This is a genomic window from Pseudoalteromonas sp. T1lg24 (genome assembly GCF_002964745.1).
GTDB classification, from domain to species: Bacteria; Pseudomonadota; Gammaproteobacteria; order Enterobacterales; family Alteromonadaceae; genus Pseudoalteromonas; species Pseudoalteromonas spongiae.
Genome location: NZ_PQCB01000033.1, coordinates 1,161,453 through 1,183,523 on the forward strand (window position 1 = coordinate 1,161,453; position 22,071 = coordinate 1,183,523).

The following is a 22,071-nucleotide window of genomic DNA, read 5'->3' on the forward strand; positions in this document are numbered from 1 at the left end:
TGTTCTCTTTTTATATTAAGGCACAAGCGGCAGATGTGTGTTGGCTAATGCTTTCAAAATAATATGTTATAATGTATCATTTTGTTTTTTTAAACGGACCTTAAAACCATGAAGTTAAATAATGGCGTGTGTGCCTTACCTCTTTCTCTCTTGACGCTCTCCCTTTATGCCAATACTGAAAAGTCACTCGAACATATTGAAGTATTGGGCACACGTGCTCCAATGTATGATGCCCGCGATGTAAACGCCGCAGCCTTGGGCATTAAAGATCCTTTGCAGTTGCCAATTTCCATTCAGTCGTTTTCAGAACAACTTATCGATAATCAACTTGCGCGTACGTTAAGTGAGGTATTAAGTAATGATGCGTCGGTACAAAACACCTCGATAGGTACTGTGTTTGATTTTGTCAGTTTGCGTGGCTTTCAACTGGATTGGAATAATGGCCTGCGACGTGATGGTTTATCGCTTGCGCCATACCAAGATGTAGCACTTGAAAATGTTCAACGCATTGATGTGCTAAAAGGGCCTTCGGGTGTGATTGCAGGGTTTAACAATCCTGGGGGCACGGTTAATTACGTCACCAAACGACCTACCTCTGAGCAATTTATTGAGCTTGGTGCAGAGCTTAACAGCAGTGATGGTCGTTATTTGTCGCTTGATATGGGCGGCCCGCTATCAGCGCAAAGTGATGTGGGGTATCGTGTGAACGCAGCGATAGAGGATAATGGTGATTTTACCGGCGGTGATGACACCGAACGTTACTTTTTAAGCAGTGCATTTGATTGGCAGTTAAATGATCACGTGCTTGTCAGACTGGATTTTGATTTTCACGATAAGTCGATTGTCTCGCAACCCCTAATTGGCTTAGTGTATGGTGAAAATGGGCAAACCTTTTTACCACAGTATGTCGACACCCAAGAGGTACTGCTAGGCCAACCGTGGGCGTTGTACGAGACAGAAACCTATAATATTGGCGCACGCGTTGATTACTGGTTAAACGATAATTGGCAATGGGTTAATCAGGTGGCGCTAAGCAACAATGATCGCTTTACCATTTTCCCAGATATTTATGCCACATCACCTGAAGGGGAGGTACTGAGTGCCGCTATTTTGGTCACGCCTGATGAGTCGTTTAAAGCGCGCTCTGGCCACAGTTTTTTAAGTGGCGAAGTAGAAACTGGTTTTATAAATCATGAGCTGGTGGTTGGCGTAAGTTACCGTGATTTAGAGTCTATTTCGGGTCGTTGGTTCGAACTTAATAACCCCGTGGCAAGCTTATTTGATCCTGTGTATACAGCGCGCCCTGAGTTTCCAGAGATCCCAGATGCGAATCTAGAAAAATCGCGCGAACGTGCGGTATTTATTACAGATATTGTGCACTTTAGCGATCATGTGTATGCAACCTTAGGAGTGAGGCATTTAACCTATCAGCGTGATAAAACAGCTCCTGGCGAGCAACGAGTACGCACTCACGATGATAGTTATACCACACCAACGCTGGGTATTAATTACAACCCAAATGATGCGCTGGCATTTTACGGTATGTATACCGAAGGCGCAGGCGAAGGCGGCATTGCGGTGATTGGCAGTGGCGCTGAAAACGAAGGCCAGTACCTCGGTGCGCAAGAAAGTGAGCAAATGGAAGTAGGTGTAAAGTATCGCTTCAACAAGGCCACATTTAGCGCTGCGATTTATCAAATTGAAAAGTCATTGGAGTATCATAATCGCGCTACCAATTACTTTGTGCAAGATGGTGTGCAACGTCACCGCGGTATTGAGCTAAACGCCAATGGTGAAATTATCGAGAACCTATCGCTAGTATTCTCAACCAGCTTTATAGATGCAGAAATTAGAGAGCTAGCGGGGCAAGCAGAGATCAATGGTAATCAGCCACATAATGTGCCGAAAACGCAAGGCAACCTATTTGTTGATTATAACTTTGCGTCGCTTAAAGGCTTGTCTGGGTTAAGCGCCAATATTGGTGTTTTTTACGTGGGTGAGCGCCAACAAAACTTACAAAATAGCTTATCACTGCCAAGCTATACGCGCGTTGATACGGGTGTGCGTTATGACTTTAGCGACCTTAATTTAATGCTGCGCTTTAAAGTTGAAAACCTATTTGATAAAGAATATTGGGTATCGGCTGGCGCAAAGGGCATGGATTGGGGCGTAGCGCCGGGCAACGGACGCCTTGTGTCGTTATCTGCGAATTATACGTTTTAAGCTTCTGAGGGTGCTGGTATTGCTAGCACCTTTTTTATAGGGTTTTTCCTCAGTATATTTGGTGTGTAGGTCATGCTTTTGAAGCGCACAACATTCGGTGTTTTAGCAAAGGTTGGATATAATTTGTAGTGTGTTACTGCATTGTCGGTTGTTTGCGAATAGTATAGTTGCCAACACAAGTTGTTTAGGTATCGCAAATGGATATGCCACTTTCCGTATTTTTAGAGTCTAAAGGCATTAGTAGAGCAAAAGCGGCTTTACTTACCAAAGAATTAAAGCCCGTAACCTTTAAATCAACCACGCCGTTGTTAGCTCAAGGTGAGCACTGGCAAGATTTTTACATTATCTCACACGGACTTGTGCGCCTGTACTATCTCGACTCAGAGGGTAAAGAATCAAATAAAGGTTTTTTTGGTGAAGGTGACATATTGGCACCAATCGCGCCGTCGGCAATAACGGGTCCATCGAATTTTTATGTTGAAACTCTGACTGAGGTGCATGGCTACCATATGGCTTATGCGAAAGTAGTTGAGTTATTAGCAGATTGCAGTATTAGTCAGTGCTTATTTCAGTGCTTAACAGCGCAATTGCTCGAAGAGAAAATAGAGCGCGAATTAATGTTTTTGCAGCAAGACGCGAAAAAACGCTACGCTTACTTTTCAAAAAAATACCCAGCACTTTGTCAGCAAATACCGCTTAAACACATCGCTTCGTATCTTGGTATGACAGACGTTACCTTATCGCGTGTAAAAAACAAAAATTAATGCCTTATCAAATGTTAAGGCAAACGCAGGTTAATCAAATCACACTATTGCTACATTTACTTTGTAGGAATAGTTATGAAAAATTTACTCAACTGCCAAATAGTCATCTGCTGCTTGTTTTTTAGTTGCCATGTATTGGCAAAAGAACAGGTAAACACAAGCGCGTTAGTGTTGATTGAATACCAAAATGAATGGGTATCGCCAAAAGGCACACTAAGAAACGTATTGGTTAAAGATAAAAAGGCATTTGCACAGGCCATTAGCCAATCTCAGCAATTGTTAGCAAAAGCACGTCAGCATCAAATGCATATTGTACACGTTACATTAAAGCCCGATGCTAATTATCAAATTTTTGGCAATGCGCAATTTGGGTTGCGTGCCGCCATTAAAAAAGCCAAAACATGGCAAGGTGGTATGGCAGATATTCACCATAATTTTCAGCCAAAAGCAGGTGAGTTTGTTATTTCAGAACGCTCGGGGGCATCGGCGTTTGCTGGTAGTAGTTTAGATAGTTACCTAAGAAACAATAATATTACAACATTGTACCTTGCTGGCTTTGCAACGCACGTGTGTGTTGAATCTACGCTCAGAGAAGCGCACGACAAAGGTTACACAACGTATGTTGTAACCGACGCGACAGGGGCATTTACTCAGCAACAGCAAACTTATTTTGAAGACGAGATTTTGCATCACTTTGGTAAAGGGATTTTAGTCGAGGCATTCGGCGCACTTTAGCACTAAATAGTGCGGCATTACACGCAACCTAGTGTTGTGTGTAATGCCTCTTATGTTATCAGCTTCCTGATTATATTAAGGCCGCAGTATAGTTATTTTTAATACTTAATGTACGTTAGTCGCTTGTGGTAAATGGAATCACTTTTCCGCTAAAAATAGCTTCATCATAAATCTCGAATATTCCTTGCCAGTTTGGGGTTTCAAGCATTGCCTGTCGCCACTCAATTTTGGCTCCTAGCGAAACAAGTGAAGTAACTTTCTGGCCATGCTTAACTTTTCCAAAAGACCAAGGTTTAAAAGCGCTAACCAAGGTGTTTATAACGTTAGTCTCGGTTTGACTTGCAGAGATCACATCTAATAGTTCAATGTGTTTCAATTTGTTGTCAGTGGATAAAACGAATTTTTGTAAACAACCCGACAGTAAAGCAGGACTGTTATCTACATCAACAAAATATATTAAAGCGTTTATATTTGTACTTATAAATTGATTGAAAGAGTTTGTTCCATCAAAGCATGGTAGTTGAGCGTAGTTATCTATTGCTATTGGTTCCCCCACACTTAGGCTCTTTATGCGTTCTGCCGTTCTTTGGCCATCAACCCGCATCTGTTGAAAAACAACTGAAGAAAATGTCTTTGTTAACTCGTGTTTTTGCTCGTTAGAAAGCAAATCTTTCAAATTAATTTCTGAGCTTTGTAGCTTAATACTATTATTTGTTGCAGTAAGTTCTAGTTGATTTGCCAAAGATGTTGGCAGGAGTTGACTATGATATTGATAGTGCGTGAATTTATTATTTTCAAACAAAAACATATGATTGCGACCAATTAATGTAAGCTTGAGAGAGTCACTTACAGGCCACACTAAGGTAAATCGCCCCAATTTGTTAACGGCAGTTTCAAAACTGTCACCAATTGATATCCCAAAAATAGACTGAGTTGATATGTACCCCTGTGCTTGAATCGGAGTTAACTTTTTCGGTTGGTGGGTGGGTAACTTGTGCTCGGTTTTAAGTTTTATTGTTGGAAACTGATTTTTAGCTATTATCACACTTAATAGCTTTAGGTTATTTTGAGTTATTTTATACGTTTTACCGTTACAACTTTTAATTTGCTTTAAGGCGACGATGCCAGTTATTTGCTGATGTTGAATGTTTTTTTTAAAAATTACTGTTTGCTCAATTAACCCGTTTGAATATTTAGGTAGATTTTTTTGGATACGTGCAAACAACTTTTTTCGAACCAACTCTAGTTGCTCTTCCTCTGAACTATTTTTTTTATAATTTACGGTTGCACTAAATTCAGCTCCTTTCCTTTGTAAATCGGGAATACATTCACTCATTCTACTGTACAGGGTATGAGCAAAACTAATGTGACTAAAGAAAAATAGAAAACAGATGAAAATGAAACGCATGCGTGCACCTAACTTAAAATTATCCATTTGATATTAAATGAAATTATTGCTTATAGAAACGTGTAATAGCATGTATGGGCTTAAAAGCATGTTTTTAAATCTATGTGGTATAAATTGTTTAATAATGTTTCAAAAATTTACGTTGATAAGAGGTAATTTCACTGGTTCGCTACATAGCAACTCAAAAAGTACTTGTTTGTAATCTAAATATTATGACCGTTAATTAAGCGTAAATCGGGCTGTTTTTTCGCTCTCTTTTATCACCATTAATTTTTATCTTCACGATAATAATTTTTTGATTTTCTTCTTTGAAAAATTTAACTATTTTTCACTTGCGAGCGCATCAATAGTTGATGCGGGCAAGGTTTAATTTACTAACATGTTGAGATTAAAAATATGGCAGCTGAAATTAGATTAGGTGGTCGAAAATTTTATGACGATGAACACTTTCCTGGTGGCATCGATAGGGCTGGCTTTTTCACTATTCCTGAGGCAAATTTTTTAATTAATTATGGCTATACGTTAAACGGCTTGTATTGTGGCGAATTGGCACCGAGTAACGAGGCGGAGCAAAACTTTGTTGATAACATCAATGTGGATGCTGAGTCTGGATTATACGAGGTACGCTTATGGCGCAAGTACTTAAAAGCGCTATATAAAGTGAGCCACAGAGCGAGTGCAAATAGTTCTCGCAATGAAGTAACACGGTCGTATGAGAGTTTCGATGAAGCATGAGCAAAATCAAGGTAGTTATCTTGAGAAGAATAAAGCACACAAGAAAGCAAAAAAGGAAAAACCGAAAGCTAAATTAAGTCACAAATCTAAACGCAAAAAGTTTGATGATGATGACTGGAGTGACGAGTAGTACTCACGTTTTCATCTACACAAAAACCATAGGGCTTGTTTATTCTTGTTGATAGTTCAATTAAGAAAAACCAGCCCTAATGGTATGTAAAAGCCCAGTTATTTACTCTAGCAAGTCTTTAGCTTTGTGTTATGTATCTAACCTAACTAAATCAAGAATGACAGACGCAAAGGTGTCATTAGCGGCCATTGAAGCGTAAAATAGAACCTACAACTTTCCTTTAGTTGGTTCTGAAAACTACTCTTCAATCACCTCTTTTGAAGACTCTATAACTTCTTCAACTAGCTCATTTAAATCTGAAATAAGTTCAGGTGGAATACCTTGCTGCCATTGTGTAAAAGGTTTCATAAAATAATCTCGCGGACCTTGCTGATAAGCAACTTGTAAATCCTTGTAGTCACATAAATCATCGGCATCCTCTATTTCCATTTCAGCAATGGTGTCGAAAACGCCAGAGTCTACTGAAAATGAGTCAATACTATTGTCTGTTTCATCAACCCATAGCAATTCTACAAACGGGTCTTCATCGCCTTGCCAATACCCTTTTACTGTCGGGCATTTTAAAGTAGATAGCTTGTTGAGTAATTCACATAACTCATCTTCAAGGGATGAACCTCCGATAAAACTCATCAAATAAACACTTCCGACATTGTTTATCTTCCCTTCTATATGCAAATCAAGCTCATTTTCAATGTAATTTTTGATTTCTGTTAACATACCATCATTTGATGGGGGCATTTTAAAAAGCGCTGTGCCGTAACATTCCATATTATTTTTCCTTATTTATACCTTTAAGCTCTAATTATACCGCGTAGCCTGAGTCTCTAATCTCTTTAACTCGTTGTCTTAACAACTCCGGCATGCTTGGGTCATTAAAAACGGCTTCAATATCTTTAATTAGTTTCGCCTGTTTTGGATGTAATTCAGTTTTAGACTTTACTAAATTATCCATATCTTCGAGTAAATAAACAAAGTCCTCGCTATCTTTTAAATTAGCAAATGACTCCGCAATGGCTTCACGCCAATAAGGTATTTTGTGAATGCATGGGTCAGTATCAAGCCTATCCTTTCTGTAAAAAAAGTCGCCAAATTCCATACAAAATATATCAAATTCACCTCGTATAACATCGTTTCGCGTTTTTTTAGGGTTCGCAGCAAGTATTTCATCTATGGAAAGTGGCACCAATAATTGTTCTAATAGCCAATCTCTGCCATTGAGTTTACTTGTCCCTTTAAATTCGCCTAAATTACGATGGTGGGAGCACCTTGTAATAAGTCCAGCATCACTATCATTCATTGCTTCAAACTCAGAATAATTTAATCTTTCTTTACAGTGTCTCTCCTTTACTCTATTGAGTACTTCAATATCATCGCTCGGGTATATCCATAACTCAATCAATAAACTACGCGGCATTTTATATATTTTTTTTAAGCTTTCATCATCGCCAGTTAGAAAATATGACTTTATGGCAGATTGATCTTCATCATCAAAATCATAAAAAACATCTACATAGCGATTTAAGTTAAATTGATAGTCTGACCATTCTTTTTGACGTGTTTTTACCCATGTTTTATTGTCTAGTTGCCAGTGCTTTGTGTTATTTTCCATTATAATCACTTATATAAATCCATATTATTTATAGGGTTAGAGTATTTTATTAGTAGTGTTTCGTAAATCATCCATAGGATTTATTTTTGAGCATACAACCAACGGCCGCAGGTCGCTCATTTCTCACCTATAAGGTTGCCGCTAAGCTTCTTTCGCGTTTATATCAAACCCGAATTAACTTTGAATGATAAACCGAATGTCTTAAGTGAAGTTGTTTTATTAATTATTAAATTTCGCTTATCGCTTCTTTTTGACTTAGATATCAATAAACTCACGAGATAGCTATAAATGACTACAGCTACCTCAGTAGTTACTTAGCTATGTTTGGTAATCGATTGGGATTGCTTGGGTGACAACCTGATTGTATGCGTCAACAATCACCGCGTGGTTACGCGCTACTTTAATCCAATCGCTTTTTTCACTTGTAAGCGGTTCACTCGTTAAAGGCTCTGAGCTAATGATTACCGTATTTTGCGCTGAATTTCCGTTTAAACTAAAGTCTTTGCCTGCTGCAATCGCCAATTTACCTTGACCATAAAACAATGAAGCAGGTTGGCTCTCGCGGTCGGTTGCAAAACGCGTGGCGACCATAGATGTGCCATCACTCACTGCTAAGTTAATAAATGCATTGGTGTTTGCATCTGCTTCGCGTCTTATTTGAATAATTTTCTCAATGACACGATATAGCGCCTGAGTTAGATCATCAGTCGACAAATTATCAGCAAATTCAATGGTGTCGAGAAAGAGGGCAAAAATGCACTCAGAATCGGTGTTTCCCTTCACTAAATCAAAGGCGCGATTTGATAATTGATTAAGTAAATTGCGCCTAAATTTTGCGAATTGGTCGAGGCGGCCATTATGCATAAAGGTGTATTTGTGATAATTGAATGGGTGGCAATTTGCTTGCGAGACAGGCATACCAACAGATGCGTCACGAACATGGGCAAAAAAGCACTGGCTGCGCACTTTGCTCGCAATTTGTTGCAAGTTTTGATTGCTCCACGCAGGCTCAATGCTGACAAATCGCGCGGGAAAAGGATCGCTGTGAGTTGGGTACCAACTTAAGCCAAATCCATCGCCATTGAGCGGCTTTTTACGCTTTTTCGCGTCTTTACTTTGTTCAATAAGCGAATTCGTTGGCGAAATAACAATATCGTTTAAAGTGACTTCTTCACCTTTATACGCAATAAAACGACACATAAATTTATCCAAAAAAATTTTTTACACTATAGGCGATTTTTAAAAATTTCATACAAAAATATGCACGGTTTACTACTGATTTTCTGTTATTTACAGTAAACGTGAAGGGAAAAGACCAAAAGATTATTTTTACGGTGTTTAAGGGCATTAAAATATGGTGTTTAAAACTCAGTTTATACAAATTTTTTCACTTGTATTTCCTAAAATGGCTAGTTAGTTTGTGTCTAACTTATTCTTTTTATATTGTGTTTTATGCGACTTATTTCTTCTTTTGCAATTTGTTTCACGTTATCGAGTTTCGCTTCAGTTGCTGGCGATTTTTACCCCAATAACGCGCGGCATGCGGTTAGTTTGAGCTTTGACGATGCGCGCCGCTCCCAAGCTGATGTTGGGCTGCCAATTTTAGATAAACATAACGTTAAGGGCACGTTTTACTTGATGCCAGTGCAAATGAAAGGCAAAGAAGCCAAGTGGCAAGCCGCCGCTAAAGCGGGGCATGAAATTGCGAATCACAGTGCTAGCCATTTATGTACGGGCAATTTTCGCTGGTTACGGGAAAAGAACAAAGGGCTAGAACAAGTCGATTTGCCATTTATCGAAAAAGATATTGAAACAGCGCAACAGCAAATTGAGCAAATTACAGGTGTGGCGCCTGTGGGTTATGCCTATCCGTGTGGTCATAAATTTGTGGGTCGCGGTGAATCGGTAAAAAGCTATGTGCCGCTGATTGCTAAGTCATTTGAATATGGCAGAACGTGGAATGATGAAACGGCAAATGACCCGCATTATTATGACACAGCACAAATCCGCGCGTTTGATATCGATAATAAATCGTTTGAAGAAATAAAGGCGATTATCGAGCGGGCTAGATTTGATGATGCGTGGATAGTACTTGCCGGTCACGAAGTTGGTGATAGAGCGCTTTACACTATCGATAGCAAGGCATTAGATCAGTTAATCGTATATTTAAAAGATCCTAAAAACGGCTTTTGGTTAGCACCTGTTGCTGAGGTAAATCAGTATATTCAGCAAAAACGTACTCGGTAATTGTTACTTTAAACCTAATAGCGCTTGAGTCCTCTTTTCAAGCGCATAACGTAACCTTTTTTAATCGATAGTAAATACGTTTTTGTCTTGTTAAAATTCTAAAAAAATTAGCAAAAATAGGTCTTTAGGTAATTACTCTAAGCTTTTTTGCTAATGACTTGTAGTTTTTAGTGAGACAAGGATAAATATGGATATTGAAGTTTTCCGACCTAAACAGTTCCAAGATATGGCGCGAGATTACAAACTATTTGCCGATGGTAAACAAGTTGCTGTGATTAAACGAGGTAAAACTCAAACCGTGTCGCTGCCTGCGAATACCCACGTTATTCAAGCAAAAATCGATTGGTGTAGCAGTGCTGAGGTGAAAGTGAGTGAATTAAGTGGCACAAAAATCACTGTAAAAAACACATTTGCTAACAATATTATTGAAGCAATGTTTTTCGCTTGGTATTACATTTCATTCGGTAAAAACAAGTATTTAACCATCGAAAGCAGCAAATAATTCGTTGAGTAAAAAATCATTTTTCAGATAACAATTGTTTTGCTGCTATGAGCATTGCCATAACAAAGTGCAATAAGGCAGCAGATGCGCGGTAGTAAGGTGATTTATGAAATTTGAAACCCTTAATAGCAGTCATAGTAAGCAGTTACTCGACTTTGAACTAGAAAATAAAGCGTGGTTTGAATCATTTATTGCACCAAGAGATGCCGATTTTTATTCCAATGTTGGCGTTTCTAAACATGTTGCTGTGCTTGAGGCAACAATGCGTTCTAAAAGCGGTTATTCTGCGGTATTAATACAAAACGATGCAATTGTGGCGCGCGCAAATTTAAAAGATATAACAGGTGACACAGCATACATCGGTTATCGCGTAGCAAAAAACATGACCTCGCAAGGTATCGCCAGTTTATGTGTAGCGCAGCTAATTAAGGTTGCTGCGCAGCAATTTAGTTTAACAACACTGCGTGCACAGGTACTCAATAATAACCCCGCGTCAGAGCGCGTATTGCACAAGTTTGCTTTTCAAGCTGCTAGTACGCAACCCGATTTTTTACGCTTGAACGGACAAAGTTTGGCGTGCACTGAGTTTAGTTTGCGCCTGAGCGAACTAAATCAGCAGGCGCTAGAGGCAGCATCTTCCATAGTTAACAGCAAGGTTGGTTGTTAAATGCCGTTTACAACACGGCTTTTTCGTTGGCAACGTGGGCGGCAAAATAGTGGCTACGATAAAATGCTGTTATGTGGGGCCGTGTGGCCAATTAAATTTGATGTTTATCTACTGAAATTCCCAACCGGCAGTGAAATACCCGCGCATACCGATAGCGTTGCGTCGGGCAAACATTATCGATTGAATATTGTGCTTAAAAAAGCACAACAAGGTGGTGAGTTTATATGTGCATCACCGATTTACGACAGTGAGCGTATTAAATTTTTCCGCCCCGATGCATGTGAACATTGAGTTTCTAAAGTAATTAAAGGTAATCGTTACATACTAAGTATTGGTTGGATAAGAAATACGTAGTGCTCACGTGAGCCTAATAAAAAATATACTAAAACATGTTATTTAGGGAACTTACATGAAGATTATTGCTGGGTTATGTGCACTTGTGATGAGTGTTACTGCAATTGCGCAAGAGCTGAAACCAACAAAGTCAGGATTATTTGATGTTGGTGGATTTAAGCTGTATTTGACCTGTTATGAAAACGATAAACCGACACTCATAATTGAACAAGGTTTTGGTCGTTCAGGCTCTGATGGTGTTTGGCTCGACAATGTAAAACGTTTACACAGCGATTTTAGTATTTGTTTGTACGACCGTGCAGGGTTAGGTAAAAGTGAAAAAGGCCCAGTACCGTTTACTGTTACTGATATGGCAACACGCCTTAACGCGCTGCTGCACAATGCCAATGTTAAACCACCATACTATTTTGTTGGTGGCTCGTACGCCTCTTACATTATCACAGCGTTTAATAACCAGTATGCAGACAAGGTGAAAGGCGCGGTATTTATCGACCCTCCGCCATTTGGTTACTTTTATACAATGGCAACACGTTGGCCGAAAAATTTTAAAACAGACGATGAAAACTTAGCGCGTTACTATCAATTTGAGCAAAGTGTGCGTGATCCAATGTATAAAAAATTGCCGGAAAATGTCGACCATATCGCAAGCTATCAATCGCTGGTTAAGTCAGGCGGTTTTGCAAATAAACCGATTATCGTGTTACGCGCTAAGGCATCGGATGAACGCTACGATCCGCCCTTTGTACCAGATGAAATTGCGCTAAAAATGGATACGCTTTACGCAGGCGCTGAACGCGACTTTTTGAGGCTTTCAAGTCAAAGCGCAATCGTGTACTCAAAGTCAAACAAGCATCACCTTCATATCGCCGATGCCGACCTTGTAGTCAAAAGTATCAAGCAGCTACTTGAGTAATTATTGTTTTATGCGGTTAAACACAAAAGGGATGAATCGTGTTTAAGAAAATAACATTTGAAACAGCAACACAGAGTGATGCCAGTAGTCTGGCGACATTGGTGCTTGATGTATCACAACAATCGATTTTGCCGTATTTAGAATCCAACGGGCAAAACGCGTATGTTGCTAGCATTCAATCAGACATTAATACTGTGCTCAATCGCAGTGAGTATCAAAGCGTTAAAGCGTCTATTAACAATAAACTCATTGGTTTTGCTGCAATGCGAGAGGGCAACTATATAACGCACTTGTTTGTCGATAATCAGTATCAGGCAACGGGCGTAGGTAAAGCATTACTTGCACGGCTAATGGCAACGTCACACGCTGGCGAGGTAAGTTTAAAAGCATCGTTAAATGCGGTTTCTTTTTATGAGTCTCAAGGTTTTGTGGTAACAGGCTCTCAAATGAGTGTAAATGGAATTCGTTTTGTGCCAATGGTTTGGCAAAATACGCATAGCAAATAACGCTTTTTAAAAACGACATTAGAAAGTGTAAATAAATGGAACTGAAATAACACAGGAAGGTGGTTTATGTTTGAAAAAGTGGCAGTTTATTCAGGACTTATTGCAACGGTCTGGATTGTGTTCGGTGTGTTTATTGCTGGGCGATATTATGCGGGTTATAACCATGCAAAGCAGTTTTGCAGTGAGCTTGGTGCTGCGGGTTGCCCAACAGAAAAATTGTCACCACGTATCAATAATTACCCATTGGGTTTACTTTTTTGCTTTTTTGGCTGGTACTTAACTCAGTTACCAAATGTATCTTTGCTAGTCACTGGTGCAGGCTGGTGTGTTATTGCACATGGCCTCGCGACTTGGGTTGCGGGTTATTTCCCGATGGATGCTGACCCTTTTACTAAACATCCTTCTTTTAACTGCAAAATACACACAGTCGCAGGCATCGTGATGTTGTTGTCGTTATTTGTGGCGCCAGTATTGGTGGCACTTAGCCCAACCAGTGATGTCATTTCACAGCATTTTAAGGTGTTTTCTTGGATTATGGTGGTCGCGGCTGTTGTATTTTTGCTGACTATGACGCGTGCAATTAATCAGCAAACAAACCCAGGCATTCATCAGCGATTGTCTTATGGTGCACAATTAATTTGGCTAACTGGGTTGTCGTTGCAGCTTGGATAGTGTGCGTTAACGTGTAAATTATCGCAACCCTTTAAAGTTACAGTGTATAAAGGCGCTTAATGCGCCTTTTTTAACCTTGATTTAGTGTCTTTCGATATTGCTCGAATGGGCGTATTGCATCACTGTTTTGCAAGTAGGTTATGGAAAAACTATCGAGTAATTGTGCATTGATGTTGTCGTAACTCGCGAGATAGTTAAACCCATAGGCGCTTGCTTGATGGCGGTCGGTTAAAATCACGATATGCGATATTTTCGCCACATACATAGCCATATAACAAAGGGCGCATGGTTCACCCGAGGCAATTAATGTGCTGCCTTCAAGACTCAAGCGGCGACATTTTTTCGTTGCGGCTCTAATGGCTTGAATTTCCGCGTGAGCCGTGCAGTCGTGACATTGTGATTCTTGATTCACACCGGTACTTAATATTTCACCTTTGTCATCAAGAATCATGGCAGAAAAAGGTAAGCCAGCTTGTGCCACGTTTTTCTCTGCGAGCGAAATTATGGCACTTATGTGACTTTGATTAAACTGCGCTGGCATGCTGTATTTCCTGTCGTTGCGTGCTTAGAGTCTTTGCCAACTTGGCTGCATCGTGATGCGCTTTAGCAACAGAATCTTGGTGTCTTTTATCGTTGAATTCTTGATACTCAGAGGCAATTTCAAACATCACTTGTACCCCTAAATATTTCGATAAGGTTTGAATATGTGGTGTGAGATGTGAGTGCGCTTCGTTTACCTCGCCTTTACCAAAACCAAACTCGCCACACGAGGTGATCAGCACTAAGGTTTTTCCACTAAGTAAAGGTCTTAGAGGTTGATCGCCACGGGCTAAATCAAAATCAAACGTTTTATTGATGCGAATGATTTGGTCGAACCATGCTTTTAACTGTGCTGGCATGCCGTAATTGTACATAGGTGTTGACATTAAAATGATATCGGCGCGCGTTAGTTCATCAATTAGGGTATCTGACAGTTGTAATTGTTGGTATTGCGCTGCACTTCTTTTGTCACTTGGCGTAAACACGGCGCCAATCCAATCTTGGGAAATAAAATGAGGTGGATTTACACCTACATCACGGTAAATATATTCATCTGTCTGATTACTTTCTCGCCAGCTGTCTAAAAATGTTTTAGCAATGTTTTTAGACAGTGAGTTGTGTGCGGGATTATCGTTATCTATCGCTCTAACGCTTGAATCTATGTGTAGTATTGTGGTCATGATGTTTCCTTTATTAACAATGTGTGTTGAATAATGCGTTTCTAGGTGGCTTTGGACAAACGATTTGATATCATTTATAGATGAGTAAAACTTATTTATAAACAGGGTGGGATTAGTCTTTGCAAATATCGTTACAAGCGTTAAAAGCATTTGATGCGGCGGCGCGTCATGGCAGTTTTAAACTAGCAGCAAGTGAGCTTGCATTAACGCCAACTGCAATTTCGCATCATGTAAGTAAGCTAGAAGCGCGTTTAAATACCCAATTATTTGTGCGTAAAACGCGAAAAATAGAATTGACCGAATTAGGAAAACGCTTAGCACAAGCAACCAATTCGGGTTTTCAAACAATTGCACAGGCGTTAGATGAAATCACGCATATTGGTAAGTTGGTTAATGTAAACACGACATCGTCATTTGCTGCCTCAGTGTTGTTACCGTCGCTCGCAGAGTTCAACGCAAAGCATGGTGATATTGAGGTTGCGATTTCAACGGGAGAGAGCGTTGAGCATAATCAATATGCTGTGGCTATTCGTTTAGGCGATAAACGCATGGTGAATAGCCAAGATATTTTGCAGTGCGATGTATTTAATGTGTATCGCGCAAAATCGGCGGGTGAGCAAAACAACTTAGCCTCGTTAAGTCATATTTATACCTGTAAATGGAAAAATCCCGATTTACCGCCTGTGCCATTAACTCAATGGTGTAACCAAAATGGCATAACGCAAGCGTTAGCCTTAACCCAGTACGATCAAGAGCTTTTTGCTTTGCAACAGGCCATAGCTCATGGCGGGTACGTGTTTTGCTCACAAACATTAGCCAAAAGTTATGTGGCACGCGGAGAATTGTGTGAGCTAACTACTTTGCCTGTTGCGTCTGATCTTTGTTATTACATTCCTAATAAAAGCGCGTTGGCGACGCTTCCCGCTCGCTTGTTTAGTGAGTGGTTAAGTAACCTGATGTCGGCATAACATTATATTTTACGCTGCCATTTTGAGTGATTAGCGCGCTAGTTAATTATTTAACGTGCGTTTTTGTAGGGTAGTTTAATTGCGCTTAGTAACTTTTTAGCCAGTTAACGTACTGTTTATGGTAACCTTTATCGGTATTAAACTTGGCTCGGTTTCTCTTCGTGACTAGTTTCAGAGTCAATAGTCTCAATTATATTGGTTGAAATAATGGATTATCAAACTCTGCCCAAATTGGTCAGACGCTTGCTAAAAATAACGGCACATGGCAATACTACGTTGCCATCAAGGCGTCAAATGACCGCCAAATTGTTTGCATTGGTTGCGCTTGTGCCTGGTATTGCGAGTGTGGTGATGGCAATTGCATTGCATCAAACAGCCGGACTTGCTTTTATTATTTCCGCTATATTCTTTTGTGGCATTTCATTGCTGCTATTCGGCCGAAAGCGATTATTGGAGTTTGATAGCGCCACCCAACACGTTTATTTATCAACATCACTTTGGCATTTTTTTCAAAAACGAAGTGCGATAGCACCTTTTAGTGCGCTGACATGCGAATTAACCAGCCTTGGAACGAAAGGTCCGTATCAAGTAACCGTGGCAGAGCAAAACTACGTATTCGATGACTATCAAGATGCCTACGCTTTGTTGGCGTTTTTGTCTTTGCACTATAAGTTGCCTGTTACAGAAAACATCTCAAATTGGCCTAGCAAAACACCGCTTAGCTTTGACAATATGCAGGCTGCTGATATTACGCCACTTGACCAAACTGAAACTCTTAATGATAAAAGCGATGTGTATATTGAAATATGGGATCGTAAATCAATCATTAGGTTGTCACTGCCCTTTTTCTTTTTTACCGTGCTCGGCGCATTGGTTAAGTATGGAGTGCTTTAATGTACTTTAACAAACTATCAAATGATGAAGCGGTTTATCGCGTTACAGGTATTGCTAAATTATTGTTACGATTGCTGAGTTTAGTGATTTTATTTGTTGGCATTGTAAGTGTTTTAGGTTCTGATTCTGCAAGGTCTTTACCAATTTGGGTATCAGGCTTTTTTTGTTGGCTGGGTTGGCTCGGCGTGTTTGGCGGCTATGTTTGCCGTATGAATTTAAGCTCACAAACAATTCAGCTTAAGGCGAGTAATTTATACACCGTTTTTAACCGTGTTTATCATCTCAAAGACATAAAGGGTTTTAGAGCAATGACTGCTCAAGCCGCAACTCAGAGGTACCGTGTTTATATGGTTTTAAACGATGGCACTCATGTTGCGGTGGCAAACCCCAAAGAACGAGGTGTAGCGGTAAACGTGTGTAAAAATATGGCAGAGTTTACTGGTAAGCCATATGAAAATAATTTGCCAGAGTTATAAAGTTTATTGATGCTATGTGTTATACCTAAATAGGTTTAGGTTAAATTTTTGTGGTACCTGATGGGGTTTAATTGTGCGCTTTATTTATTTGCTGATAATTACATTTTCAACGTTATTGAGTGCAGATCCCATTGATGAACAGCTGCAAGAAGCCAAGGATTATTTAACAGTTAAACCCTCAAAAAGTTATGAAATTTTAACTAGGTTACAGCAAACTACTGGGTTAACAACGCAACAACAAATTGACTTAAATATACTGATAGCGCGAGCTGCATTGCCGTTAGATAAGTTAGACGAGCTTTATTTGGCCGTTGAAGGCTTGTTTGAATATCATAACCATCCGTATTTTACTGAGAATATCACGACAGTAACAAGTGCACTGGGCATTTGGCTGCGAAAAAATAATTATTTGGAAGATGCTCAGTTGAGCTTTGAATGTTCCTATCAGCATGCTAAAAATGATCGACTAAAGTTAATATTAAACAACAGCTTGGCGTTGGTAGTTCGCCAGGTTAATAACTTGGAACGCGCTAAATCCCTGTTTGAATATTCGTTTAAGCTAGCGAAGGCAAGTCGCAACGTAAATATGATGGGGATGACAAGCCACAATCTAGGTTTAATAGCGTTAGAGCAGGGGCAAATTAGTGTTGCAGAGCAGCGCTTTAGAGACGCACTTGAATACTTTACCTCAATCAATAAACGCGCGGGTAATATTAACACTGGCACATATCTGCTACTGACGTTTGTAATTCAAGAGCAGCTCACTAATTTTCAACGTTTGTATGCGCCTATTTCAAGAAAAGCACAGGCATTTCCAAACGAACGGTCACACGCGTTACTCACTTGGGTCACGCTCGTTATTTAGATTTAAGAGAGCAAAAACCATCAGCAGCCGAGCGCACTCAATTGTTACAAGAGTTTGCTTATATAGTGGACTATCGCGAGCAAGTGGTTGTTGAAAAATACCTTGCTCAGCCAATGGGGATTTTACTCGTACTAGAAGCGCCGAAAGTGCAATCATCGCGTTTTGACGCCCCTTGGTTTGCTTACGTAAAAAGTTGTGACTTTAGTCAGAAAACAAGCTAAAAGCAGCAGCTAGCAAGGCATATTAAACACGTCAAAAACATTTGGCTGAACCGTATTTTTGTTATTTAACATCGCATTAGTTAATTGCAGTAACTTTGCCGTTGATACGTTTGCTCAAATAGTCGCCACTTAGCGCAAAAAAATTCTTATTTCTCTGATGTTTGACTATATTTAATTGAGTATAAAAACAAAAGAGTCGCTACATCTATGCATCACCTCTCAATCAAAACAAAACTAATAGCGTTTATCTCAATAACCTTGGCTTTACTGGTTATTACTTTGGTTGCTATTAGTTGGTCTCAATTAAACACTAATAATGATACGCAAAGCGCTAAAGTACAGGACGTATTGCTTGCAGAAATAAACGATAAATTAATGGCCAAAACGCAATTTTATGCCACGGAGATTGCGGGCTACATCAATACAGAATATAAAATTCCACTAACTTTGTCGGGTGGCTTGGCCAATACTTCAGAAAACTCTCCGTTATCACGTGATAGTGTTTATCAAATGACACGCGGTGCCCTTGCTAAAAACCCTGATATTTCGTCCATTTATGCGCAATTTGAAGCAAATGGCTACGACCAACGCGATAGTGAATTTACCACTGGATTTACACACTCGGTGCCAGGAGCCGGTACGCTAGAAATTTACATTACACGTGAAAACGATGGCAGCTTATTACAACACCAAGTTGAAGATGCTGCTGAAAAATACTTACATGCAAAAAATGAGTTCGGTTTTCGAGAAAGTGAATGGTACTTGTGTGCCATGGATACGCGTAAGCCTTGTATTATGGAACCGTATCTCTATGAAATTGAGCCTGGCAAATCTGAATTGATGACGTCACTAACAGTGCCAATCATCCGCAATAACAAGTTTATTGGTTTGGTAGGCAGTGATATTAATTTACCTAAATTCCAATCACTTACCGAAAGTATTTCGCAAAGCCTTTACGACGGGCAAGCTAAAGTGACTATTTTAAGTGATATTGGTTTAGTTGTGGGCTCAAGTCATTATAAAAAGCTGGCGCGCCCGTTAAGCGAATCACTTACCAATGGTGATGCGACAAACATTATGGCAATACGCAAGCGCCAAGATAACATTGAGATTGGTGAGAATTTGGTTTTTTCTATGCCAATCAATATTAAAGCGGCTAATACTACTTGGAGCTTAATTTTAGAATTACCTAAAAATATCGCATTGGCAAACGCGGTAGCACTTGCACAAAGCCAAGCCAAAGCAACCGCGTCTGTGGGCCGTACCATGATGTTTATTGGTATTTTGGTATCGGTAATTGCAATTGCGATTTCAATCGTCATTTTACGCACTATTATCCAGCCAATTACCGATATAAAACAGCGCATCGAAAACTTAGCCAGCAGTGAAGGGGATTTAACCGTGAACTTAACGGTTACGCAACACGAAGAACTCATTTCACTGGCGGCTGGTTTTAATATGTTTACGCAAAAGTTGCGTACTATGGTTGATGGCTTAAAAGAGTTGGCGGATAACTCGTTTAGTCAATCCGCAAACACTTCACAAGCTGCGCAGGAAATAAAAGCCAAAGTAAATATGCAACATATGGAAATTGACAGTGTTGTTACGGCGATTAATGAATTAAGTGCGACCGCCAGTGAAGTCGCTCGCTCATCAGAAAATGCTGCGATGACCACAAACAATACCAATTTAAAGGTAAAAGAGAGCGAACAGGGTATTGTGGCAGCATCTCACTCGGTTGAAACCATGACCGAATATGTAAGTAGTGCTAAAGAATCAATTGTTGCCGTTGCTCAGCGTAGTAATGATATTACGCATATTCTTGATGTGATCCGCTCGATTGCAGAACAAACTAACTTGCTAGCATTAAATGCGGCAATTGAAGCAGCGCGTGCAGGTGAACAAGGGCGAGGTTTTGCGGTTGTTGCTGATGAGGTTCGCTCGCTCGCATCGAAAACACAAGAATCAACCAATGAAATTAGCCAATTGATCGATAACCTGCAAAGTGAGGTTGGCACATCTGAATCAATTATCGAAAAATCAGTATCGCAAGCTAGCGATGCGATGGCGCACTGTGCTAAAGCCGCGTCGCAAATGGGAGAAATGGTTGATGAGCTGGCCCTTATCTCAAATGAGGTAACGCAAATCGCTACAGCCGCGGAAGAGCAAAGTGCAGTAACCGAAGATTTAAGTGCTAATATGACGGGTATTTCAGATGCCGCAGCGGAACTGTCACAGCTGGCCGATACCGTTGAACAAGCGGCGCAACAACTAACACATTTAGTTGAAGAGAAACACAAACAACTTGGACAATTAAAAACCTAACACGCTTTGGTGTTTGAGTGAAAAGGCGCAAGTAACTAGATTTGTGCCTTTTTTATTTTTAACCCTGTTCAACGCTTTATCCTCTGCTTTTACCAAATATCACTTAAATTTACCGCTAAACACAAAGCCAACTTTCAGTTCGTGGATCTGCCTATACTAAACCCATCAACACAACAGGATTAAGACCATGACAACAGCAGATAACACAACATTCGATTTTGACGTTTCACACCTTGTAGAAGGTGGTATCGCAATTTTTGCATTAGGCGCAACCATTGGCACATTAGTGGGTGCAGGTATGGCAAGTGCAGTAGTTATCGGCTCAGTTGCAGCATTAGCGACATACTTAATTCGTCATAAATAACATTTATAATTTTACAGTTACAGTATCTCAACCATAAAAGCACTTGCCTTCAACCAGCAAGTGTTTTTTTATGCGTCTAATGCGTAAATAAGCGCCTGCAAAGGCGTTGCTTGTAGCGCGGTTGGGCAGTAAAGAATATGATGGTTCTCAAAGCCTAATGCCGCATAAAGTGGTAACGTAGCGATACCTTTTTGCGTGATTTGGCTAACTTCTGGGGTTTTAATTAAGCGGATAACTTGACGCTCGCCATATTGTGCGATGCTTGGAATGTAAGGGCGAAGCTGCTTGATTAAGGTATCGAGTAACCATTCGTTTATATCGCCGCCTAAAATAATCGTTTGGCTATTAAAAATAGACTCTATTGTATGAATCGCGATGCGCATTGGTTCTTCCGCACGATTAACCCAACTTTCAAGAAGCTTATTATCGGCAGTTAAATTCGCTAAAAAATCATCGTGCTTTTGATTATCAATATTGAGCGCCGCTTTTAATGAATTAAGCGATGAAAAGTCATTTAAACGGCCCAGTTCGCCAGTATCGTTATCCGTTTCGGGAGTAACAAATATATCGCCTAACGCACCTGTTAGGCCGTTTTGACCAAGCAGAATGTCGCGGTTATAAACAACGGATGATTCAACCCGATTGCCTATATGTACATAAACAAAACTTTGCAGTGTTTGAGCTTCACCAAACAACATTTGGTAAGCGGCACACGCCGATGCGGTACTTTCTAACGCAACAGGTAGGTTTAGGCTTTCGGCAAGGGCGACTTGGGTTTCTTTTGCTACTTTGTGCGCATCTAATGCAAAGTTATTGCTATCTTGCATGGCAAGACCTACGGCAAGTACCTTGCTGCTATCGATATTTTCAATATTAACTAAGGTGTTAACTAAATAAGTGGCTTTACTCACCAGCTCATCAGGTGAAAATAGCGTAGTTAAGCTATTGATGCAGTCACCATTGAGTTTAAACATACCCACAAACAACTCATTTTCCATAATGCGAATGGCAATCGAATACGCCGCTTTCTCATTAAAACAGAGCATTTTTGAGGGTTTACCGGCACCTTCGGCTTTTTTTATGCCAACTTCAGACACCAGATCATGCTCCAATAAGGTTTCAACCATATTGGTAATTGTTTGTTTGGTCAGATTAGTATTTCGAGCGATCTCAACGCGGGAGATTGGACCCAAAGCAACAATTTGGGACAGGGCTAAGCGTAAATTAAGCGCTTTATTTTGCTTTGCGTTTGATCCTTTCAAAAGAAATGTCC

At 40.0% G+C, this 22,071-nt stretch carries 25 protein-coding genes and 1 pseudogene; 19 read left to right on the forward strand and 7 right to left on the reverse strand.

Going from position 1 to position 22,071, the window contains the following annotated elements; translation table 11 throughout:
- Positions 1 to 108 precede the first annotated feature (108 nt).
- The 3 genes from C2M30_RS17460 (at position 109) to C2M30_RS17470 (ending at position 3,722) form a co-directional block, all read left to right on the forward strand.
- Complete coding sequence (locus C2M30_RS17460; RefSeq protein ID WP_105172641.1) at positions 109 to 2,223, forward strand: TonB-dependent siderophore receptor; 2,115 nt, start codon at positions 109 to 111, stop codon at positions 2,221 to 2,223.
- A gap of 197 nt (positions 2,224 to 2,420) precedes the next feature.
- Positions 2,421 to 2,987 (forward strand): Crp/Fnr family transcriptional regulator, encoded by a 567-nt coding sequence (locus tag C2M30_RS17465; RefSeq protein WP_105172642.1) that lies wholly within the window; start codon positions 2,421 to 2,423, stop codon positions 2,985 to 2,987.
- Between the two features lie 75 nt (positions 2,988 to 3,062).
- The gene (locus C2M30_RS17470) at positions 3,063 to 3,722 is read left to right on the forward strand and encodes an isochorismatase family cysteine hydrolase (protein ID WP_105172643.1); all 660 of its coding nucleotides are present in this window, start codon (positions 3,063 to 3,065) and stop codon (positions 3,720 to 3,722) included.
- A 115-nt stretch (positions 3,723 to 3,837) separates the two neighbouring features.
- Here the strand turns inward: C2M30_RS17470 and C2M30_RS17475 are convergent, their stop codons facing one another.
- Positions 3,838 to 5,130 carry a hypothetical protein gene (locus C2M30_RS17475; protein ID WP_158683541.1) on the reverse strand — a complete coding sequence of 431 codons (1,293 nt, stop codon included), beginning with the start codon at positions 5,128 to 5,130 and terminating at the stop codon, positions 3,838 to 3,840.
- 396 nt (positions 5,131 to 5,526) lie between these two features.
- Here C2M30_RS17475 and maoP point away from each other — a divergent pair, with 396 nt between their 5' ends.
- Both maoP and C2M30_RS21545 read left to right on the forward strand, forming a co-directional pair.
- Positions 5,527 to 5,865, forward strand: a complete 339-nt coding sequence (maoP, locus tag C2M30_RS17480) for a DUF413 domain-containing protein (RefSeq protein ID WP_010558808.1) — start codon at positions 5,527 to 5,529, stop codon at positions 5,863 to 5,865.
- Positions 5,855 to 5,995, forward strand: a complete 141-nt coding sequence (locus C2M30_RS21545) for a hypothetical protein (RefSeq protein WP_157813594.1) — start codon at positions 5,855 to 5,857, stop codon at positions 5,993 to 5,995. The genes maoP and C2M30_RS21545 overlap by 11 nt, the downstream gene beginning before the upstream one ends.
- A gap of 237 nt (positions 5,996 to 6,232) precedes the next feature.
- Here the strand turns inward: C2M30_RS21545 and C2M30_RS17485 are convergent, their stop codons facing one another.
- From C2M30_RS17485 to C2M30_RS17495, 3 genes are all read right to left on the reverse strand, one after another.
- Complete coding sequence (locus C2M30_RS17485) at positions 6,233 to 6,763, reverse strand: hypothetical protein (RefSeq protein ID WP_105172645.1); 531 nt, start codon at positions 6,761 to 6,763, stop codon at positions 6,233 to 6,235.
- Positions 6,764 to 6,797: 34 nt separating this feature from the next.
- Positions 6,798 to 7,604 (reverse strand): hypothetical protein, encoded by an 807-nt coding sequence (locus C2M30_RS17490; RefSeq protein ID WP_105172646.1) that lies wholly within the window; start codon positions 7,602 to 7,604, stop codon positions 6,798 to 6,800.
- A 318-nt stretch (positions 7,605 to 7,922) separates the two neighbouring features.
- On the reverse strand, positions 7,923 to 8,804 hold the full coding sequence (locus C2M30_RS17495; protein WP_105172647.1) for a class II glutamine amidotransferase: 882 nt from the start codon (positions 8,802 to 8,804) through the stop codon (positions 7,923 to 7,925).
- 252 nt (positions 8,805 to 9,056) lie between these two features.
- On the opposite strand from C2M30_RS17495, the gene C2M30_RS17500 reads away from it, so the two are divergent.
- The 7 genes and pseudogenes from C2M30_RS17500 to C2M30_RS17530 all read left to right on the forward strand — a co-directional run bounded on the left by C2M30_RS17500 (position 9,057) and on the right by C2M30_RS17530 (position 13,465).
- Positions 9,057 to 9,851, forward strand: a complete 795-nt coding sequence (locus C2M30_RS17500) for a polysaccharide deacetylase family protein (RefSeq protein WP_105172648.1) — start codon at positions 9,057 to 9,059, stop codon at positions 9,849 to 9,851.
- Positions 9,852 to 10,038: 187 nt separating this feature from the next.
- A complete protein-coding gene (locus tag C2M30_RS17505; protein ID WP_105172649.1) occupies positions 10,039 to 10,353 on the forward strand; it encodes a hypothetical protein in 315 nt (104 codons plus the stop codon).
- Between the two features lie 106 nt (positions 10,354 to 10,459).
- Positions 10,460 to 11,020, forward strand: coding sequence for a GNAT family N-acetyltransferase (locus C2M30_RS17510; protein WP_105172650.1), 561 nt, complete (start codon positions 10,460 to 10,462; stop codon positions 11,018 to 11,020).
- Positions 11,021 to 11,308: pseudogene (locus C2M30_RS17515) on the forward strand (2OG-Fe(II) oxygenase); the annotation flags it as partial.
- Between the two features lie 121 nt (positions 11,309 to 11,429).
- Positions 11,430 to 12,287 carry an alpha/beta fold hydrolase gene (locus C2M30_RS17520; protein ID WP_105172651.1) on the forward strand — a complete coding sequence of 286 codons (858 nt, stop codon included), beginning with the start codon at positions 11,430 to 11,432 and terminating at the stop codon, positions 12,285 to 12,287.
- A gap of 38 nt (positions 12,288 to 12,325) precedes the next feature.
- A complete protein-coding gene (locus C2M30_RS17525) occupies positions 12,326 to 12,793 on the forward strand; it encodes a GNAT family N-acetyltransferase (RefSeq protein ID WP_199775906.1) in 468 nt (155 codons plus the stop codon).
- A gap of 66 nt (positions 12,794 to 12,859) precedes the next feature.
- Positions 12,860 to 13,465, forward strand: coding sequence for a DUF998 domain-containing protein (locus C2M30_RS17530; RefSeq protein WP_105172652.1), 606 nt, complete (start codon positions 12,860 to 12,862; stop codon positions 13,463 to 13,465).
- 70 nt (positions 13,466 to 13,535) lie between these two features.
- Here the strand turns inward: C2M30_RS17530 and C2M30_RS17535 are convergent, their stop codons facing one another.
- Both C2M30_RS17535 and C2M30_RS17540 read right to left on the reverse strand, forming a co-directional pair.
- Complete coding sequence (locus C2M30_RS17535; RefSeq protein ID WP_105172653.1) at positions 13,536 to 14,006, reverse strand: nucleoside deaminase; 471 nt, start codon at positions 14,004 to 14,006, stop codon at positions 13,536 to 13,538.
- Positions 13,990 to 14,685 carry an FMN-dependent NADH-azoreductase gene (locus C2M30_RS17540; protein WP_105172654.1) on the reverse strand — a complete coding sequence of 232 codons (696 nt, stop codon included), beginning with the start codon at positions 14,683 to 14,685 and terminating at the stop codon, positions 13,990 to 13,992. Before C2M30_RS17540 ends, C2M30_RS17535 begins: the two co-directional genes overlap by 17 nt.
- A 119-nt stretch (positions 14,686 to 14,804) precedes the next feature.
- On the opposite strand from C2M30_RS17540, the gene C2M30_RS17545 reads away from it, so the two are divergent.
- From C2M30_RS17545 to C2M30_RS21550, 7 genes are all read left to right on the forward strand, one after another.
- Entirely contained in the window at positions 14,805 to 15,653 is an 849-nt protein-coding gene (locus C2M30_RS17545; RefSeq protein WP_105172655.1) for a LysR family transcriptional regulator, read from the forward strand.
- A gap of 294 nt (positions 15,654 to 15,947) precedes the next feature.
- The gene (locus tag C2M30_RS17550) at positions 15,948 to 16,547 is read left to right on the forward strand and encodes a hypothetical protein (RefSeq protein WP_105172656.1); all 600 of its coding nucleotides are present in this window, start codon (positions 15,948 to 15,950) and stop codon (positions 16,545 to 16,547) included.
- A complete protein-coding gene (locus C2M30_RS17555; protein ID WP_105172657.1) occupies positions 16,547 to 17,023 on the forward strand; it encodes a hypothetical protein in 477 nt (158 codons plus the stop codon). Before C2M30_RS17550 ends, C2M30_RS17555 begins: the two co-directional genes overlap by 1 nt.
- 73 nt (positions 17,024 to 17,096) lie before the next feature.
- The gene (locus C2M30_RS17560; protein ID WP_105172658.1) at positions 17,097 to 17,888 is read left to right on the forward strand and encodes a tetratricopeptide repeat-containing protein; all 792 of its coding nucleotides are present in this window, start codon (positions 17,097 to 17,099) and stop codon (positions 17,886 to 17,888) included.
- Positions 17,867 to 18,109, forward strand: coding sequence for a hypothetical protein (locus C2M30_RS17565; protein ID WP_105172659.1), 243 nt, complete (start codon positions 17,867 to 17,869; stop codon positions 18,107 to 18,109). The genes C2M30_RS17560 and C2M30_RS17565 overlap by 22 nt, the downstream gene beginning before the upstream one ends.
- 207 nt (positions 18,110 to 18,316) lie before the next feature.
- Positions 18,317 to 20,434 carry a methyl-accepting chemotaxis protein gene (locus C2M30_RS17570; protein WP_105172660.1) on the forward strand — a complete coding sequence of 706 codons (2,118 nt, stop codon included), beginning with the start codon at positions 18,317 to 18,319 and terminating at the stop codon, positions 20,432 to 20,434.
- A 187-nt stretch (positions 20,435 to 20,621) separates the two neighbouring features.
- Positions 20,622 to 20,798: a hypothetical protein gene (locus C2M30_RS21550; protein WP_157813591.1), complete on the forward strand. Its 177-nt coding sequence runs from the start codon at positions 20,622 to 20,624 to the stop codon at positions 20,796 to 20,798.
- 68 nt (positions 20,799 to 20,866) lie between these two features.
- Here the strand turns inward: C2M30_RS21550 and C2M30_RS17575 are convergent, their stop codons facing one another.
- Complete coding sequence (locus C2M30_RS17575; RefSeq protein WP_100915500.1) at positions 20,867 to 22,060, reverse strand: ROK family transcriptional regulator; 1,194 nt, start codon at positions 22,058 to 22,060, stop codon at positions 20,867 to 20,869.
- Positions 22,061 to 22,071 lie beyond the last annotated feature (11 nt).